Origin of the sequence: Streptomyces sp. NPDC102490, assembly GCF_044765285.1 — a bacterium.
GTDB lineage: Bacteria > Actinomycetota > Actinomycetes > Streptomycetales > Streptomycetaceae > Streptomyces.
Genome location: NZ_JBIWJU010000006.1, coordinates 350,349 through 366,681, shown reverse-complemented (window position 1 = coordinate 366,681; position 16,333 = coordinate 350,349). Strand labels below are relative to the sequence as shown.

The following is a 16,333-nucleotide window of genomic DNA, read 5'->3' as shown; positions in this document are numbered from 1 at the left end:
CCGGTGACCCTGTACATCGACCCGCCGACCTGGCCGGGCCACGGCCGTCTCTGGTCCCACCTGGTCAGCGACGTCTCCTACGCCGAACTGCACGCCTTCGCCGAGGCCCTGGGCGTGCCGCGCCGCGCCTTCGAACGCGACCACTACGACCTGCCCGCCCACCGGTACGCCGACGCGGTGTCCGCCGGGGCGCTGGAGGTCAGCAGCCGCGAGGTGGTGCGGCTGCTGCACGGGGCGGGACTGCGCCGCCGCAAGGGGGCCTCGCGCGGCGCCCCGGGGGCTCAGCCGCGCAGCTCGTAGGCGAACTGCTCGCCGCCCGCACCGTCCTCGGAGGTCTCACCGGCGATCCGGACGAACCCGGCGCGGGCGATGACGGCCTGCGAAGCGGTGTTCTCCGGCTCGGTCGTCGCGCGCACGGCCGTCACCGTCTCCCGCCCCAGCGCCCACGCGGACAGCGCGCGCAGCCCCTCGGTCGCGTAGCCGTTGCCCCGGGCCGCCTCGGCGAGGTCGTAGCCGATCTCCACCCGGCCCTGCTCGTCCGGCACCCCGTGGAAGCCGATGCCGCCGACCGCGCGCCCGTCCTCGCGCCGGACCAGGGCGAAGACCCCCCACACCGGGCGGTGAACCCCGGTCTCGTAGGCCTTCACCAGCATTCCGGCGGCGTCCCGGGTGCCCTGGAAGGGCCCGCCGTCGATCCACGCGAAGCCGCCGTCGCCGCCCGCGGCGAGGTCGGTGGCGGCGGCGGGCGTGAGGCCCTGGAGGGTGAGCCGCTCGGACGGGATCACCAGGTTGTTGCGCCAGCGCCACTCGGTGACCGGGGCCCGGCCGGGCAGGTCGCCGCGTCCGGTGGCCCACAGCAGGGTGCGCCAGGGGTCGGTGTCGGGCCGGACGTGCGGGAAGAGCCGGGCCAGCAGTTCCGCACACCGCTCGGCGGGCGGTTCGTAGCGCAGCCCGAGACCTTCGGCGAGGTCGTGCGTGTGCAGGAACACCTCGGTGACCGCCATCGCCGCGAAGCCCTCGCGGTCCGCGCTGCGGAAGGGGTACGGGTGGAAGGCCCGGACCCCGCGCGGGGTGGTGCGGAGGGTGGCGGCGAGCAGCGCGGCGGTGGTCTCCAGGACGTCGAGCACGTCCTCGTTGCCGGTGCCCTCGTCGAGGGTGATCTCGAAGGGGACCCACCCCTCGGTGGCGCGTCCGGCCAGCTGGCCCGCGTAGGCGAGGAGGACGCCCGCGACGTGCTCGGCCGTGTACCGGCAGCTCCACTCCGGCCGTCCGGCCCGCGTCGTCTCCCAGTCCCGGTCCGTCGCCGTCCGCAGCAGCGCGACGGCGTCCGCCATGGCCTCTTCCACCTGGTCCCCACCCATGCTTCGCATGCCGGGCAGGCTAGACGTCCGGGGTGTCCGGGAGCGACAGCATTTCCAGCTCGCCGGTGAGGTTGTGGCGGGCGGTCGCCTCCCACTCCCGCCGCCCGTGCGGAGTGTGGAACAGGGTGGGCAGGTCGAGGAGCCGGCGCAGGACCGCCGCCCGGCCTTCGCGGAAGGCCGCGTTCGGCACGAAGTGGTACTCCTCGCGGACGGCCGCCGTGTACGCCGCGTACGCCGACGGCGGCGAGGCGAGCACCGCCAGGTCCGCGTCGCACAGCACCTGCCCGTCGCGGTCGTCGTCGGCCGGCGCGTGGGTGACGGTGAGCCGCACCAGCCGGGCCACCTCGGCGGTCTTCGCCGCGGGCACCCCGGCCTCGGGGAGCGCGCGCTCGGCGAGCCGGGCCGAGCGCTCCTCGTTCTCGGACCGGTCGGGCCGGTAGACGGCGTCGTGGAACCACGCGGCGAGGCGTACGACGTCCACGTCGTCGGCGTGCTCCGCCAGGACGTCGACGCGGTCCAGGACCGCGGTGAGGTGCGCCAGGGTGTGGTAGCGCCGCTGGGGCTCCTGCCAGCGGGCGAGCAGATCGTCGGCGTACGGCGCGGGGTCGGGGGCGGCACCGGGGGCGGCGGTGGCTCCCGCCAGGGCGTGGGCGAAGCGGGAGCGCAGGGCGTCGAGGTCGGCCATGGGCGCATTCTTCCAGATAATGTTCGTGATAGCTTCTAACCCACGTGTCTGCGTTCCCGGCCGGGCGGGCCGGGCGGAACTCGAGAGGCGGCGGAGGCACCATGCCGGAGGCGCGCACCAGCACCCCGCGCGAGCGGTACCGCACCCAGGTGCGCGCGGAGATCAAGGAACACGCCTGGGAGCAGATCGCCACGGCGGGCGCCTCCGCGCTCTCCCTCAACGCGATCGCCAAGCGGATGGGCATGAGCGGGCCCGCGCTCTACCGGTACTTCGACGGCCGCGACGAGCTGATCACCGAACTCATCCGGGACGCCTACCGCAGCCAGGCCGACACCCTGCGTGCCGCGGCCGAGGCCGGCGCCGACCTGGCCGGCCTCGCACATGCCCTGCGCGCCTGGGCCCTGGACGACCCGCAGCGCTACTTCCTCATCTTCGGCACCCCCGTCCCCGGCTACCACGCCCCCGACGACATCACCGAGATCGCCGCCGAGACCATGGCGGTCATCGTCGACGCCTGTGCCGCGGCGCCGTCCTCGGACGGCACCGCCGGGGCGTTCGACACCCACCTCGAAACCCACCGGCGGTGGGCGGGCGACCATCCGGCGCCCGCCCCGGCCCTGCACCGGGCCCTGTCCTTCTGGTCCCGGCTGCACGGCGTCCTGTCCCTGGAACTCGCCGGGCAGTTCACCGGCATGGGCTTCGACCCCGCTCTTCTCTTCGAGGCCGAACTGAAGGACCTGCTGGGCCCCTAACGTGGAGTCCATGACGACTCCCGCAGACCTGCACGACGTACGCGACCCCGAGCTGCCCGGCCGGCTGCTGACCCTCGAACGCGACGACCTGGTGCCGCTGCTGCGCTCCCGCCCGGACGCCGACTTCGCGCTGCCGGTGGCCGCGTGTCCGGGCTGGACCGTGCGCGACGTGCTGGCGCACTGCTCCAGCGCCTTGATCCGGGTGGTGGAGAAACGCTTCGAAGAGGGCGTCTTCTCACCCGAGTGCAACGACCGCGACATCGCCGAACGCGCCGACTGGAGCAACGCCCGGGTCATCGACGAACTGGAGCGCGGCATGACCGAGGCCGGACCGGTGATCGCCCGGTCGGACGGCAGGCTGGACGCGGTGGCGCTGGGCGAGTGGGTGCACGCCGGTGACGTACGGGCGACCTTCGGCGAGCCGGGGGCGTACGCGGGGCGCGGGCTCCCCGAGGCGCTCGCGCTGCTCGGCGCGGTCACCCGGGCGCGCGGCCATGTGCCGCTCCACGCCGACCTGGACGATCTCGACGAGCCCCTGAAGCTGGGCGAGGCGAGCGGCGAGCGGCCGCCGGGCCGGTTCATCGGCGACGGCCCCACCCTCGTACGGCTCTACGCGGGCCGTCCGCTGGACGGAGCGGCGGGATACGAGCTGGCCGGGGTCGAGGCGAAGGAACTGAACATCTTCGGCGGCTGAGCGGCGCCGCGGGGACCCGGGCCTGCCGGCGGGCGCGTAGTCTTGGATTGGACTAGACCTGTAGCAGGCCGACGAATGGGGTCCCATGAGCAAGCGTGCAGTCCTGGAGGTGATCGCCCTCGACGTCGAGGACGCGGTCGCCGCCCAGGCCGGAGGCGCGGATCGCCTCGAACTGGTCACCGACATGGCGGCCGACGGACTCACCCCGTCGGCCGCGACCGTCGCCGCGATCCGCGCCGCCGTCGACATCGACGTACGGGTGATGCTGCGGCTCGCGGACGGGTTCGCCGCCGGTGACGTCGAGCGGCTGACACGCGTCGCCGGTGAGCTGCGGGAGGCCGGGGCCACGCAGTTCGTGCTGGGGTTCCTCGACGCGGGGGGCGACCTGGACCTCGGCGCGGTGGAGCGGATCGCGGAGGTGCTGGACGGCTGCCGGTGGACCTTCCACCGCGCGATCGACCGCGCCGCGAACCGGGACGCGCTGCGCAAGCAGCTCGCGGACTTCCCGGGCCTGGACACGTATCTGACGGCCGGGGCGGCCGGGGGCGTGGACGACGGCCTGACCGTGCTGCTCGCGGAGGCGCGGCGGCGGGGGGAGCCGGGGTACGAGCAGCAGCTGCTGGTCGGCGGCGGCCTGCGCCTGGACCACGTGCCGGGGCTCATGGACGCGGGGATCGACGGCTTCCACATCGGCGGCGCGGCGCGGCCCTCCGGGTGGGCGGGGCCGGTGTCGGCGGAGGCGGTTGCCCAGTGGCGGCAAGTGTTGGGGGAGTAGAGCCCCCCGTAGCTGCGGGCAGTCGTGCCTCCCCCAGTGCCTGAACGGCCTGGGAGGTGCCCCCAGGCGGCACGGGTGGGCGCAGCGGCACCCGGCCAGCGCCGGTCAGCGCCACCCTCGTACCTCAGCGCACGACTGCCCGCAGCTAGGTGAGCTGCGGCGGCAGTCCCGTCGCGTGGGTCACGATGAGGCCCGAGACCGCTCGGGTCAGACAGACGTACAGCCGGCGCAGCCCCGTCCGTTCGTCCGGTTCGCCGTCCACCACGGCCTGCGGCTCGTCCAGGACCACGTAGTCGTACTCCAGGCCCTTGGCCAGCGAGGCCGGGACCAGGGTGAGACGGGTGGCGTGGGTGGTCTCCTCGCCGGGGCCCACGTGGCCGATCCCGGCCGCCGCCAGGGCCGCCGCCAGCTCCGGCACCCGCGCGTCGGCGGCGATGAGGCCGACCGAGCCCTCCCGTTCCAGCAGCTCACGGCAGGCCGCCACCACGTCGGCCGACCCGTCCGGGGCCGTACGGATGTCGAAGAAGCCCGGGTTCTCGCGGATCGACGCCACCGGCGTCAGGCCCGGCGCGATGTGCGGCAGCAGCCGGGAGGCGTACGCGATGACGTCCGTCGGCACGCGGAAACCGGCCGTCAGCTCCTCGACCACCGCGTCGCCCTTGCCCAGGTGCCCCAGTGCCTGGGCCCAGCTCCGGGTCGCCCACGGCGTGGTGCCCTGCGCCAGGTCGCCCAGGACGGTCGCCGAACCGGTGGTGCAGCGCCGGCCCACCGCGCGGTACTGCATCGGGGACAGGTCCTGCGCCTCGTCGAGGACCACGTGCCCGAGGGAGTGGGTGCGCTCGATCAGGTCGGCCGCCTCGTCGATCAGCACCGCGTCGGCCGGTGACCACCTGGCGGACTTCACCGAGCGGGCCGGCTTCACCCACAGCACCGCCTTCTGCTCGTCCTCGGTGAGGAGCCCCTCGGCGTGCGCGGCGAGGAAGTCCCCGTCGGCGAGCAGGCGCAGCACCAGCTTGGCCGGGTCGACCTGCGGCCAGACCGACTTCACCAGCGCCTTCACGGCCGCGTCGCGCGCCACCGCGTTCTGCACCCGGTCGTCCGGCGCCTCGCCCGCCCGCTCCATCTGCACCAGCACGGCGTGCGCGATCCGCTGCGGCAGCGCCTCGCGGGCGGCGCCGTAGCGGATGTCGCGGGCGAGCAGCTCCTGGACGATCTCCTCCAGCTCGTACACCGGCACCCGCCAGCGGCGCGAGCCGCGCACCACGACGACGCCCTCGGTGGGCGGGGTGACGTGGGAGTAGAGGGCCCGGCGCAGCACCTCCGCCATCCGCGCGTCGCCCTTGATCACCGCCGTCGCCGCCTCGTCCGTGCCCCGCACCTCGACGTGGGCGACCAGGTCGTCGACGGTGGCCTGGCGGACCGTCAGCTCGCCGAGCGCCGGGAGGACCTGCTCGATGTAGTGCAGGAAGGACCGGTTCGGGCCGATGACCAGCGTGCCCGTGCGGGCCAGGCGCTCACGGTGCGCGTACAGGAGGTAGGCCACCCGGTGCAGGCCGACGGCGGTCTTTCCGGTGCCGGGGCCGCCCTGCACGCAGACCGAGCCGGCCAGCCCGGCGCGCACGATCTCGTCCTGCTCGGGCTGGATCGTCGCCACGATGTCCCGCATCGGTCCGACGCGGGGCCGCTCGATCTCCTGCTGGAGCAGCCTGCTGGTGGTCGCCGCCTCGGCCGGGTCGAGCAGGTGCTCGTCCTCGTACGCGGTCAGGTCGCCGCCGGTGTAGCCGAAGCGGCGGCGCAGCGAGACGTCCTGCGGGTCCTTCTTCGACGCCCGGTAGAACGGCTGGGAGACCGGCGCCCGCCAGTCGATCACCATCGGGTCGCCGTCCGCGTCGTGCACGTGCCGCCGCCCGACGTAGAAGCGCTCGCCCTCCCCGCCCTCGGCCTGCTCGGCGCCCGGGGCGTGCAGGTAGTCGAGCCGGCCGAAGAACAGCGGGGTCTCGCTGAGGTCGGCGAGCGCCTTGATGCGCTGCTCGATCTGGCTCTCCAGGACGGCGGCGTTGACCCAGTTCGCGGTGACGTCGGTGATGTCCAGGGACTCGACGTCCTCGCGCATGGCGCGCAGCGCGGAACGGGACGCGGCGAGGTGGGAGCGCTCTTTGGAAAGCGGGTCGTCGTGCACGGGCGTGGACAAGGGGGTGCCTCCGGATGACCTGCGGTGCGGTGGGCGCGGGACGCGCGCGGGGGCCGACCGGTTTCCGTCCGGACGGCGGCACTCCGTGGGGAGGCGGGCAAGAGCGGAGATTCTAGGGGAGCGCGGGAGGCGCGGGCCAACCGTTTTTCGCCGCCTGGCGCTCGACCCCTAGGGGATCACGTCCTCCGCGCTGAGGGATGCGCTCCCTCCACGGTCGTAGCGGAGGGGGACGGAGGGTGGGTCCGCAGACCGATGCCGGTGGGGGGTGGACGGTCGCACCATGGAGACATGAGCGCAGCAACCATCTCCCCCGCCCCGGCTCCGGGCCGCGCGTCCGGTGCCACGCCCGTGGCCGGCAGCCACCGGCACCGGCTCGGCGACACCCTGCGCGCCGTCAGGGTGTTCGCGGGCGCCGCCTTCGACGTGGTCGTCCTCGGTGAGTACGGCGAGGAGGCCGGCGTCCGCCGCCACTGAGCGTCAGCCCAGGACCTCGTCCGCGTCCATGATCCGGTAGGCGTAGCCCTGTTCCGCCAGGAAGCGCTGGCGGTGGGCGGCGAAGTCCTGGTCGAGGGTGTCGCGGGCGACGACCGAGTAGAAGTGCGCCTGGTGGCCGTCGGCCTTCGGCCGCAGCACCCGGCCCAGGCGCTGGGCCTCCTCCTGCCGCGAGCCGAAGGTGCCCGACACCTGGATGGCGACCGTCGCCTCCGGCAGGTCGATCGAGAAGTTCGCCACCTTCGAGACGACCAGCACGCTGATCTCGCCCTGCCGGAAGGACTCGAAGAGCTTCTCCCGCTGGGCGTTGGACGTCTCGCCCTTGATGACCGGCGCGCCCAGGTGCTCGCCCAGCTCGTCGAGCTGGTCGATGTACTGGCCGATGACGAGGATCTGCTGCCCGGCGAACCGCCGCACGATCGCCTCCGTCACCTTCCGCTTGGTGTCGGTCGTCGCGCAGAAGCGGTACTTCTCCTCCGCCTCGGCGGTGGCGTACGCGAGCCGCTCGGAGTCGGTCAGGTTGACCCGGACCTCCACGCAGTCGGCGGGCGCGATGTAGCCCTGCGCCTCGATCTCCTTCCACGGGGCGTCGAACCGCTTCGGCCCGATCAGGGAGAACACGTCCGACTCGCGGCCGTCCTCCCGCACCAGGGTCGCGGTCAGCCCGAGCCGCCGCCGGGCCTGGAGGTCGGCGGTGAACTTGAAGACCGGCGCCGGCAGCAGGTGCACCTCGTCGTAGACGATCAGCCCCCAGTCCCGGGAGTCGAACAGCTCCAGGTGCGGGTAGACGCCCTTCCGCCGGGTCGTCAGCACCTGGTACGTGGCGATGGTGACCGGCCGGATCTCCTTGCGCGTCCCGCTGTACTCGCCGATCTCCTCCTCGGTCAGCGAGGTGCGCTTGACCAGCTCGTGCTTCCACTGCCGGGCGGAGACGGTGTTGGTCACCAGGATCAGCGTCGTCGACTTGGCCTGCGCCATCGCACCCGCCCCGACCAGCGTCTTGCCCGCGCCGCAGGGCAGCACGACGACACCGCTGCCGCCGTGCCAGAAGTTCTCCACCGCCTGCTTCTGGTACGGGCGCAGCGCCCAGCCGTCCTCGGCCAGCTCGATCGCGTGCGCCTCGCCGTCGACGTACCCGGCGAGGTCCTCGGCCGGCCAGCCCAGCTTCAGCAGCGTCTGCTTGATCTGCCCGCGCTCGGAGGGGTGCACGGCCACGGTGTCGGCGTCGATGCGGGTGCCGACCAGCGGCGCGATCCGCTTCGACTTCAGCACCTCTTCCAGCACCGGCCGGTCGGTGGTCGTCAGGACCAGACCGTGCGCCGGGTGCTTGGAGAGGGTGAGGCGGCCGTAGCGGTCCATCGTCTCGGCGATGTCGACCAGCAGCGCGTGCGGCACCGGGTAGCGGCTGTACTCGACGAGCGCGTCCACGACCTGCTCGGCGTCGTGGCCCGCCGCCCGCGCGTTCCACAGGCCCAGCGGGGTCACCCGGTAGGTGTGGATGTGCTCCGGCGCCCGCTCCAGCTCCGCGAACGGCGCGATGGCCCGACGGCAGTCGGCGGCCTGCTCGTGGTCGACTTCGAGGAGCAGGGTCTTGTCGGACTGGACGATCAGCGGACCATTCACGGGCGGCACCCTTTCGCGTGCGTACGGCCGGACGACGGCTCGGCCAAACGTCCAGTGTGCCTGATCGCGGGCCCGGGCCTATCCGAGAGCGACGCTGATGTTGTTGATGAGCGGGCCCTCCACTGCGGCGGCCCTGGGAGCGAGGGCCCCGAACAGCGCCGCGGCGGTGATCAGGGCGGCGACGGAGACGGCGACGGCGGACCGGGCGGCGGAACGGTCCGGACCGGGGGCGGGGGACTTGCCACGCATGGGGGGCCTTTCGAGGATCTCGGGAAGGGGAGGGGGCGGGCCGGACCCGGAAGGGCCGGGGTCCGGCCCGCCGCGGGGAACGCGGTAGCGGGACGGTCAGAGCGTGACGCCTCCGCCGAGGTCGATGCCGACCGCGGCGGCCTCGGCGGCGAACGCCGCGAGCAGGGCCGCGGCGGAGGTCAGGACGGTGGCGACACGGCGAACGACAGTACGCATCGGGTTCTTCCTTTCGGTTGGTTTGCGGGGCACCCGGTGGCTGCCCGACCGCCCGCGACCCGATGCGGAATATGAAAAAAGCTCCCTCGCAGGTGCGAATCACCCGGCGTGGCGTGCATGAACCACGGCGTACACCCGAAAGTGCGCCGCGCGTCGTACACGGGTGCCGTACGCCGGTCAGCCCGCGTCGTCGGCCAGCTCGGCCACGCCGGTGATCCGGTGCAGCGGGTAGGTGCGCACCTCGTCCGCCGTGTGGTCGTACGCCGTGACGAAGCCGCCCTCGACCCGGATCGGCGCGATCACGCGCTGGCTGGCGGCGCCCTCGGCGTTCACGTAGCCGATCCACAGCGCCTCGCCGGTCAGGACCGCCGCCTGCATCGTGGCCAGCGTCTCGGCGGCGCCCGTGCGGGGCAGGGTGCCGCCCGGCGCGCCGCCCTCACCGCCCTCCTCGCTCCCGGGGCCCGGTTTGCGCGGCGTCGTGGAGGCGAGATCACCGGCGCGCACGGCGCGGACCGCGGCCGCCAGGAGCGTGTCGTCGGGCGCCGGCGGACCGTCCGGGACCGGCTCCGGAGCGGCCCGCGGCGGGGTGCGGTGGGAGTCCGCGCGGGCGATCAGCACGTCACCCGCGGCGGACTCGGCGGCCGGCGCGAACCCGAGCGCGCGCAGCCCGTCGAGCAGCGCCGCCGGGTCGGCCTGCGCGGCCAGCACGGTGGGCGCCAGCCGGCGCAGGCCGAGACCGGCGGCCCGCTTGTCGGCCAGGATCTCGTCCAGCGTCGCGTCGTCGTCGCAGCGCACGTACGCCGAGGCCGCGCCCACCCGCAGCCGCCCGTGTCGCCGGGCCACGTCGTCGATCAGGTACGTCAGGGGCTGCGGCACCGGCGTACGGGAGTGCCGGGCGAGGAAGGCGTGCAGGTCGGCGGCGCTCCGCCCGGCGTCCAGCGCACGGCGTACCGAACCCGGGGTGAACCGGTAGACGGTCGCCCCGCCCTTGGACTCCACGTCCGCGAGCACCCCCAGCACGTCGGCCAGCTCCCGCTCCAGCGGCCCCGGCGCCACCGCCGTCAGGTCGGCCTGGAGCAGCACGTGGTCCAGCGGCTCGGGGAAGAGCGGGGCGAGCAGCCGGGCGGCGGTCGCGGTGGCCGCGGCCCGTTCGGCGGGGGTCAGGAGCGCGGTCACCGGGGGCGTGCGGTGGTGGTGCACGGGGAGCTTGTCGCCCGGGCCCTCGGGTTCCCCCGTCTCCCGCGCCGCCGGACGGGGTGCCTCGGGCGCGCCGATCAGGGCCCGCCCCGGTGCCGCCAGCGCGCCGCGCCCGGTGACGCCCAGCAGCTCGGCCTCGGACAGCGTCCACCGGGCGATCCGGCTCCGCAGGTCGTCGTCCCGGGCCTTCCCCGGCTCCCGGTGCTCCCGGTGCTCCCGCTGCGGGCCGCGCAGCGGGCGCTCCCAGCGCAGCCGGGCCAGCAGCGACTCCTCGACGGGCGAGGCGCCCTCGGGCAGCCCCGCCAACAGGGCCAGCACCCGGTGCCGCACCTCCGGCGCCGCCGAACGGTCCAGGTTGGGGCCCAGCGCCGAGAGCGTGCGGTCCTTCGCGTCCCGCCCGCCGACCACGCCCGGCGTCCGGGTGGCCGCCAGCCACGTCCCCGCGAGCCGCGCCCAGCGCTCGGCGGGCGGCAGCTCGCGCCACTCGTCGTACGCCGGGGTCGCCGCGTACCGCTCCTCTGCCTCGCCGTCGGAGGCGATCAGACCGGCGCCGTAGGCCAGTTCGACCCAGAACGCGGCGACCGGCTCGGGCACGTCCAGGGCGACGGCGGTCCGCTTCAGGTCGCGCACGCTCAGGCCGCCGGCCCGCAGCACCGTGGGTCCCCCCTCGTCCCACTCCTTCAGCAGCTCGTCGACGGTCGCCAGCGCCGCCAGGGCCTGTCCGGCCGCGGTGGCGTCCACAACCTGTGGACGGTGCGTGGCGGCCGCCTCCACCGGCGGCGGCACCGGCTCGGGCACGCGGTGCGCCCGGCCCGCGCGCAGGTGCAGGGCGACCTCGCGGGGCAGGACGACCGTGCCGGGCGCGGTCGGCAGCAGCAGACCGCGGTCGAGCAGCGCGCGCAGGTGCGCGGCGGGGTCGTGGGTGACCTGGCCGTACGGCGGCCCCCACACCAGCCGGTCCAGCACCTCCCGGGACTCCGCGGGCAGTTCGGCGAGGAGCGCCGCCATGCGCCCGCGGTCGGCGAACAGGGTGCCGAGCGCGGACACGGCGGAGACGGAGTCGTGGGTCGAGGGCAGGCCGACGGCGCCCAGGATCTCCTGGATCCGGCCCGGGGACATCCCCGCCGTCGCCTCCCGCACGGTGGGGCCGAGCCCCGTCGGGGACGGATGCTGCGGGGAGGGCGCGAGCAGCTCGCGGGCGGTGCGCACCAGCCGCAGCCGGTCGTCGGGGCCCCACACCAGCGCCTGTTCGCGCAGCAGGGCGGCGGCCCGGGGCAGCGCGGCGGCGACGGCCGGGTCCTCCTCGTCGCCGCCCATCAGGGCGAGCAGCTCGCCGTACGACGCCGGGTCGGGCGCCACGGCCAGCGCCTCGGCCGTCTGCAACGTGAACCGGTCCAGCCGCTCCAGCGCCCGCACCACGGAGGCGCGGGTGCCGGCGCGGGTGGCGAGCTGGGTGAGGTCGGTCGGCACGGGGGTGATGAGGTCGGGACGGCTGCGCAGGAGGGCGGCCAGCGAGACGTCGTCCCTGACGCGGAGCGCTTCCGCGAGGGACCGGGGGGCCGCGGACTTCTCCTCGGTGCTCATCCGGTCCACGTTAGCGGGTGGGCCGGACGGCGGGGTGCGCGTGCGACGGTGCGGTGCCGTCGGCCGGACGGGGAAGATTCGGTACCGTCGTGCGACGGGGTACGACGGATACCGCGACGCACCGCCCCGGAGGGGAACGTGGGGATCGAGAGCGACCAGGTCGTCTTCGAGTATCTGAGCCGCGTCGGCGACGTGGCCCAGCAGCGGCAGCTGCCGTCGGCCGCCCGGATGCGGCTGGTGTCGGAGCTGCGCAACGAGATCGACCGGCACCGGGCGAAGACCACCGTGGACAGTCCCGCCGCGGTCCGCCGCATCCTGGACCGGCTCGGCGACCCCGACGACATCGTCACCGCGGCGGGCGGCGCGAGCGGCGTACGGCAGCAGGCGGCGCCGCCGCCCACCGCCGTGCCCGAGCAGCGGGAGACCGGGTCGCGCGACACCGAGCGGCGCAAGGGCCGGCGGCGCCCCGCACCCGAACCCCCGGCCGCGCGTCCGGCCGCCTCCCCGCCCCATCTGGCGAGCGCGCGGGAACTGGGCGACGTCGGCGACGGCCGCCCGGACTGGTGGCGCGTCGACGACGGCCCCTTCGCCGGTGGGGGCCTGGGCGACAGCGTGCCCGGGTTCGTCGGCGGCGTGGAGATCCCGGAGCTGCTCAGGCGTCCGCCCGGCCCGGAGGACGAGGCGGACGCGAAGAGCACGCCCATCGAGAAGGCCCCCGGTGCCGCGGCCCTGGTGGAGGCCGACGACCCGGCGGCCGGGACGGTGGGGGAGACCAAGGTCCGCCGGCTGCCCCGCCTGTGGCCCGAGGGCGGCTGGAACAGCCCGCTCCTGCTGCTCGCCGCGGCCCTCCTGCTCGTCGGTGCCGTGCTCGGCAACCTGGTCCCCCTCGGCCTGGGCTGGCTGATCGCCTACCTCTCCCGCCGGCTGACCCCGGCCCAGTCGAAGTGGGCCGTCCTGGGACTGCCCGGCACGGTCGCCGCCGCGGGCGTCGTCTGGCTGTGGGGCCGCACCGAGGGCCGCTGGGGCGCCCCGATCGCCGAGGGCCACATGAACGACGCGATCGCCGAAACCTGGCCCTGGGTCCTGCGCACCGCCGCCGTGACCACCGCCCTCTACCTCCTCTGGCGAACCCGCCGCCCCAACGCCTGACCACGAGCCCGCCGCCACCGGCGCGGCCTCGCGGTCGCGGAGCACGGTCGGGGCGAGGCGGCCGTCCGGGGCCTGGGAGGACCAGTGGGGCGACCCGGTCGCCGAGGGCCACAGGCGCGCTCCCGCCGGCCCAGCGGCTGACCGGTCCGGCGGCCGACTGAACTGGCGGCGGGCTGAACCGGCGGCGGAGCGAACCGGCGGCCGACCGTCCCAGCGGCTGACCGACCCGGCGGCGGTCCGATCCGGCGACTGACCGACCCGGCGGCCGGCCGACGTGGCGATCGACCGACCCGGCGGCCGGACCGGGCCCCGCCGGGGGCCCGGCACAATGGGGGCCATGGCTTCTACGACCCGTCCCGCGCCCACCGTCGGATTTGACCTCGACATGACGCTGATCGACTCGCGGCCCGGCATTCGAGCCTGCTACCTCGAGCTGAGCGCGCGTACCGGGACGTACGTCGACGCCGACCTGGCCGTCACCCGGCTCGGGCCGCCGCTGGCCGAGGAGCTGGCGCACTGGTTCCCGGCCGGGGAGATCGAGGCCGTCGCCGACCTGTACCGGGAGATCTACCCGGCGTACGCGATCGAGCCGACGCTCGCGCTGCCCGGCGCCCGCGAGGCCGTCGCGGCGGTCCGCGAGGCCGGTGGACGGGCCGTCGTGGTCACCGCCAAGTACGAGCCGAACGCCAAGCTGCACCTGGCGCACCTCGGCATCGAGCCGGACGCCGTGATCGGCGGCCTGTGGGCCGAGCAGAAGGCCGTCGCGCTGCGCGAGCACGACGCGGAGGTCTACGTCGGCGACCACGTCGGCGACGTCCGCGGAGCCCGCGCCGCCGGTGCCCGCTCGGTGGCCGTGGCCAGCGGGCCGTGCGACGCCGGGGAACTGCGCGCGGCCGGCGCCGACGTGGTCCTCGCCGACCTCACCCGGTTCCCGGCGTGGCTCGCGGCCTACCGGGACGGCGAGGGCGACGTCGCGGGGCTCGACGCGGCGCGCGCCTGACGCCGCCCGGCGGCGATCGACCGGAGCACCCCGGCACCGGCGACCAGGAAGCCCACTCCCATCAGCATGCTCAGCCCGAACATGTAGGTGGGAAACGGCGTCGTGTCCAGCAGCAGCGGGGCCACCGTGACCAGAGTGGCCACGGCGCCGACGAAGAAGACGATCGCACCGGCGCGGATCAGCCGGTCACCCGGCGCGGCGGAATTCGTTTGGGTTTGTTCACGCACCCGACCAGGGTAGTTCCCAGGCCTGGAGAACGACCCGGGGACGTCTTGTCACCGGGTCGAAGACCATTAGCCTGGGTACCGGCGGGTCAGGACGACCCGCCCAAGTGCTATCAAGAGCCGTTTCCGAGCATGTTTCCGAGCAGTTTTCCGACGAGTACGAGGACGAGGACAGACGTGCCTACCGGCAAGGTCAAGTGGTTCAACAGCGAGAAGGGCTTCGGCTTTCTCTCCCGCGACGACGGCGGTGACGTCTTCGTCCATTCCTCGGTCCTCCCCGCCGGAGTCGAGAGCCTGAAGCCGGGACAGCGCGTCGAGTTCGGTGTCGTCGCCGGACAGCGCGGCGACCAGGCCCTGTCGCTCGCCCTCCTCGACCCGGCCCCCTCGGTCGCGGCCGCGCAGCGCAAGAAGCCGGACGAGCTGGCCTCCATCGTGCAGGACCTGACGACGCTCCTGGAGAACATCACGCCGATGCTGGAGCGCGGCCGCTACCCCGAGAAGACGGCGGGCAAGAAGATCGCCGGGCTGCTCCGCGCGGTCGCGGACCAGCTCGACGTCTGACCCCCTCGCCCCGGCCGTCCTACGGGAACGCCAGCGCGTCCGGGCCGAGGGCCGGTACGAGTCCCTCGGCCGCCGCGCGGGTCAGCAGGCCCCGGATCGCCGCGTAGCCGTCCTCGCCGAGGTCGGCGGTGAACTCGTTGACGTACAGCCCGATGTGCTGGTCCGCGACGGCCGGGTCCATCTCCTGCGCGTGCTCCATGACGTACGGCCGGGACGCCTCCGGGTCGTCCCAGGCCGCGCGGACCGAGCGGCGGACGGCGTCGGCGAGGCCGTTCAGCGCCTCGGCGCCCAGCGAGCGCTTCGCGATGATCGCGCCGAGCGGGATCGGCAGCCCGGTGGTGTGCTCCCAGTGCTCGCCCATGTCGGCGAGCTTGTGCAGCCCGTAGTTCTGGTACGTGAAGCGCGCCTCGTGGATCACCAGACCCGCGTCGACCTTCCCGTCCCGCACGGCCGGCATGATCTCGTGGAACGGCATGACCACGATCTCGCCGACCCCGCCGGGCACCGTGTCCGCCGCCCACAGCCGGAACAGCAGGTACGCCGTCGAGGTCTCGCTGGGCACCGCCACCGTGCGCCCGCGCAGATCCGCGCCAGCCTCCCGGGTCAGCACCAGCGGACCGCAGCCCCGGCCCAGCGCCCCGCCGCACGGCAGCAGGGCCCAGTCGTCCAGGACGTACGGCAGCACGGCGTACGACACCTTCAGCACGTCGAACTCGCCGCGCTCAGCCATGCCGTTGGTGACGTCGATGTCCGCGAAGGTCACGTCGAGGGCGGGGGCGCCCGGGACGCGGCCGTGGGCCAGGGCGTCGAAGACGAAGGTGTCGTTCGGGCAGGGGGAGTACGCGATCCGCAGGGGCTCGGCGGTCTCAGCAGTCATGTCGGTCATGTGGGTTCCAACTCGTGAGGGCGGGGGCGAGCTTCCCGAAGGCGTCCGTCAGTGCCGCGAGCGCCTCGCCGATGCGCCAGGCGGCGCGGTCGCGCGGGCCGACCGGGTTGGAGACCGCGCGCAGTTCCAGCACCGGCACGCCGTGCGCGGCGGCAGCCTCGGCGACGCCGAAGCCCTCCATCGCCTCGGCCAGGGCGCCCGGATGGCGGGCGCGCAGCAGCGCGGCGCGCTCCGCGGTGCCGGTGACGGTGGAGCCGGTCAGGACGGTGCCGGGCCGGGCCCCGGTCGCCTCAGCGACGGCGCGGACCAGAGGGGCCGGCGGGAGGTGGGTGACGGTGCCGAAACCGAGGTCGGTGACCGGCAGGAAGCCGTCGGCGGTCTCGGCGCCCAGGTCGGCCGCGGTGATCGCGTCGGCGACGACGAGCGAGCCGACGGGCGCCTGCGGGGCGAAGCCGCCGCCGATGCCGGCCGAGACGACCAGGTCGTAGGGCGTGCCGTCGAGGGCCGCGGCGGTCAGCGCGGCGGCCGTGGAGGCGGCGGCCAGGGCCGGGCCGACCCCGGCGGCCAGCAGGTCCCAGCCGCCCGGCAGCCGGTGCAGGACGATCCCGGGACGGGCCACCTCGGCGCCCGGCGCCGGGAACGCCCGAGCCACCGCGTCCCGTTCGACGGGGACCGCGGTGGCCACGAGGAGGTG

The 16,333-nt window shown here is 74.9% G+C and carries 17 protein-coding genes; 8 read left to right on the top strand and 9 right to left on the bottom strand.

Annotated features, from left to right (window positions below; genetic code table 11):
- Positions 1 to 3: 3 nt before the first annotated feature.
- Positions 4 to 300 (top strand): DUF4031 domain-containing protein, encoded by a 297-nt coding sequence (locus ACIRGB_RS15965; protein ID WP_403864332.1) that lies wholly within the window; start codon positions 4 to 6, stop codon positions 298 to 300.
- On the opposite strand, the gene ACIRGB_RS15960 is transcribed toward ACIRGB_RS15965, so the two are convergent.
- Together ACIRGB_RS15960 and ACIRGB_RS15955 are read right to left on the bottom strand one after the other, a co-directional pair.
- Positions 282 to 1,370, bottom strand: coding sequence for a GNAT family N-acetyltransferase (locus ACIRGB_RS15960; RefSeq protein WP_403864329.1), 1,089 nt, complete (start codon positions 1,368 to 1,370; stop codon positions 282 to 284). The two genes, ACIRGB_RS15965 and ACIRGB_RS15960, sit on opposite strands and share 19 nt — an antisense overlap.
- Before the next feature lie 10 nt (positions 1,371 to 1,380).
- Positions 1,381 to 2,046, bottom strand: coding sequence for a hypothetical protein (locus ACIRGB_RS15955; protein WP_403864326.1), 666 nt, complete (start codon positions 2,044 to 2,046; stop codon positions 1,381 to 1,383).
- A 101-nt stretch (positions 2,047 to 2,147) separates the two neighbouring features.
- Here ACIRGB_RS15955 and ACIRGB_RS15950 point away from each other — a divergent pair, with 101 nt between their 5' ends.
- The 3 genes from ACIRGB_RS15950 to ACIRGB_RS15940 all read left to right on the top strand — a co-directional run bounded on the left by ACIRGB_RS15950 (position 2,148) and on the right by ACIRGB_RS15940 (position 4,267).
- Entirely contained in the window at positions 2,148 to 2,798 is a 651-nt protein-coding gene (locus ACIRGB_RS15950) for a TetR/AcrR family transcriptional regulator (protein ID WP_403864323.1), read from the top strand.
- 10 nt (positions 2,799 to 2,808) lie between these two features.
- Positions 2,809 to 3,492, top strand: a complete 684-nt coding sequence (locus ACIRGB_RS15945) for a maleylpyruvate isomerase family mycothiol-dependent enzyme (RefSeq protein ID WP_403864320.1) — start codon at positions 2,809 to 2,811, stop codon at positions 3,490 to 3,492.
- Between the two features lie 85 nt (positions 3,493 to 3,577).
- Positions 3,578 to 4,267 (top strand): copper homeostasis protein CutC, encoded by a 690-nt coding sequence (locus ACIRGB_RS15940; protein WP_403864317.1) that lies wholly within the window; start codon positions 3,578 to 3,580, stop codon positions 4,265 to 4,267.
- Positions 4,268 to 4,412: 145 nt separating this feature from the next.
- Here the strand turns inward: ACIRGB_RS15940 and ACIRGB_RS15935 are convergent, their stop codons facing one another.
- Positions 4,413 to 6,458 (bottom strand): HelD family protein, encoded by a 2,046-nt coding sequence (locus ACIRGB_RS15935; RefSeq protein ID WP_403864314.1) that lies wholly within the window; start codon positions 6,456 to 6,458, stop codon positions 4,413 to 4,415.
- 288 nt (positions 6,459 to 6,746) lie between these two features.
- Between ACIRGB_RS15935 and ACIRGB_RS15930 the strand changes: the two genes are divergently transcribed.
- Positions 6,747 to 6,932, top strand: a complete 186-nt coding sequence (locus tag ACIRGB_RS15930; RefSeq protein WP_003974657.1) for a hypothetical protein — start codon at positions 6,747 to 6,749, stop codon at positions 6,930 to 6,932.
- 3 nt (positions 6,933 to 6,935) lie between these two features.
- On the opposite strand, the gene ACIRGB_RS15925 is transcribed toward ACIRGB_RS15930, so the two are convergent.
- The 3 genes from ACIRGB_RS15925 to ACIRGB_RS15915 form a co-directional block, all read right to left on the bottom strand.
- A complete protein-coding gene (locus ACIRGB_RS15925; RefSeq protein ID WP_403864311.1) occupies positions 6,936 to 8,573 on the bottom strand; it encodes a DNA repair helicase XPB in 1,638 nt (545 codons plus the stop codon).
- A 78-nt stretch (positions 8,574 to 8,651) separates the two neighbouring features.
- On the bottom strand, positions 8,652 to 8,822 hold the full coding sequence (locus tag ACIRGB_RS15920) for a hypothetical protein (protein ID WP_403864308.1): 171 nt from the start codon (positions 8,820 to 8,822) through the stop codon (positions 8,652 to 8,654).
- A gap of 393 nt (positions 8,823 to 9,215) precedes the next feature.
- Positions 9,216 to 11,819: a helicase-associated domain-containing protein gene (locus tag ACIRGB_RS15915; protein ID WP_403864305.1), complete on the bottom strand. Its 2,604-nt coding sequence runs from the start codon at positions 11,817 to 11,819 to the stop codon at positions 9,216 to 9,218.
- Between the two features lie 138 nt (positions 11,820 to 11,957).
- Here ACIRGB_RS15915 and ACIRGB_RS15910 point away from each other — a divergent pair, with 138 nt between their 5' ends.
- Together ACIRGB_RS15910 and ACIRGB_RS15905 are read left to right on the top strand one after the other, a co-directional pair.
- The gene (locus tag ACIRGB_RS15910) at positions 11,958 to 12,968 is read left to right on the top strand and encodes a hypothetical protein (protein WP_403864302.1); all 1,011 of its coding nucleotides are present in this window, start codon (positions 11,958 to 11,960) and stop codon (positions 12,966 to 12,968) included.
- A gap of 337 nt (positions 12,969 to 13,305) precedes the next feature.
- Positions 13,306 to 13,968 (top strand): HAD family hydrolase, encoded by a 663-nt coding sequence (locus ACIRGB_RS15905; RefSeq protein ID WP_403864299.1) that lies wholly within the window; start codon positions 13,306 to 13,308, stop codon positions 13,966 to 13,968.
- Here ACIRGB_RS15905 and ACIRGB_RS15900 read toward each other — a convergent pair.
- A complete protein-coding gene (locus ACIRGB_RS15900; RefSeq protein WP_403864296.1) occupies positions 13,917 to 14,195 on the bottom strand; it encodes a hypothetical protein in 279 nt (92 codons plus the stop codon). The two genes, ACIRGB_RS15905 and ACIRGB_RS15900, sit on opposite strands and share 52 nt — an antisense overlap.
- 174 nt (positions 14,196 to 14,369) lie before the next feature.
- Here ACIRGB_RS15900 and ACIRGB_RS15895 point away from each other — a divergent pair, with 174 nt between their 5' ends.
- Positions 14,370 to 14,753: a cold-shock protein gene (locus ACIRGB_RS15895; protein WP_003974650.1), complete on the top strand. Its 384-nt coding sequence runs from the start codon at positions 14,370 to 14,372 to the stop codon at positions 14,751 to 14,753.
- A 19-nt stretch (positions 14,754 to 14,772) separates the two neighbouring features.
- Here the strand turns inward: ACIRGB_RS15895 and ACIRGB_RS15890 are convergent, their stop codons facing one another.
- The gene (locus ACIRGB_RS15890) at positions 14,773 to 15,630 is read right to left on the bottom strand and encodes a 1,4-dihydroxy-6-naphthoate synthase (RefSeq protein ID WP_403864881.1); all 858 of its coding nucleotides are present in this window, start codon (positions 15,628 to 15,630) and stop codon (positions 14,773 to 14,775) included.
- A complete protein-coding gene (locus ACIRGB_RS15885; RefSeq protein WP_403864292.1) occupies positions 15,620 to 16,324 on the bottom strand; it encodes a futalosine hydrolase in 705 nt (234 codons plus the stop codon). The genes ACIRGB_RS15890 and ACIRGB_RS15885 overlap by 11 nt, the downstream gene beginning before the upstream one ends.
- Between the last annotated feature and the right edge of the window lie 9 nt (positions 16,325 to 16,333).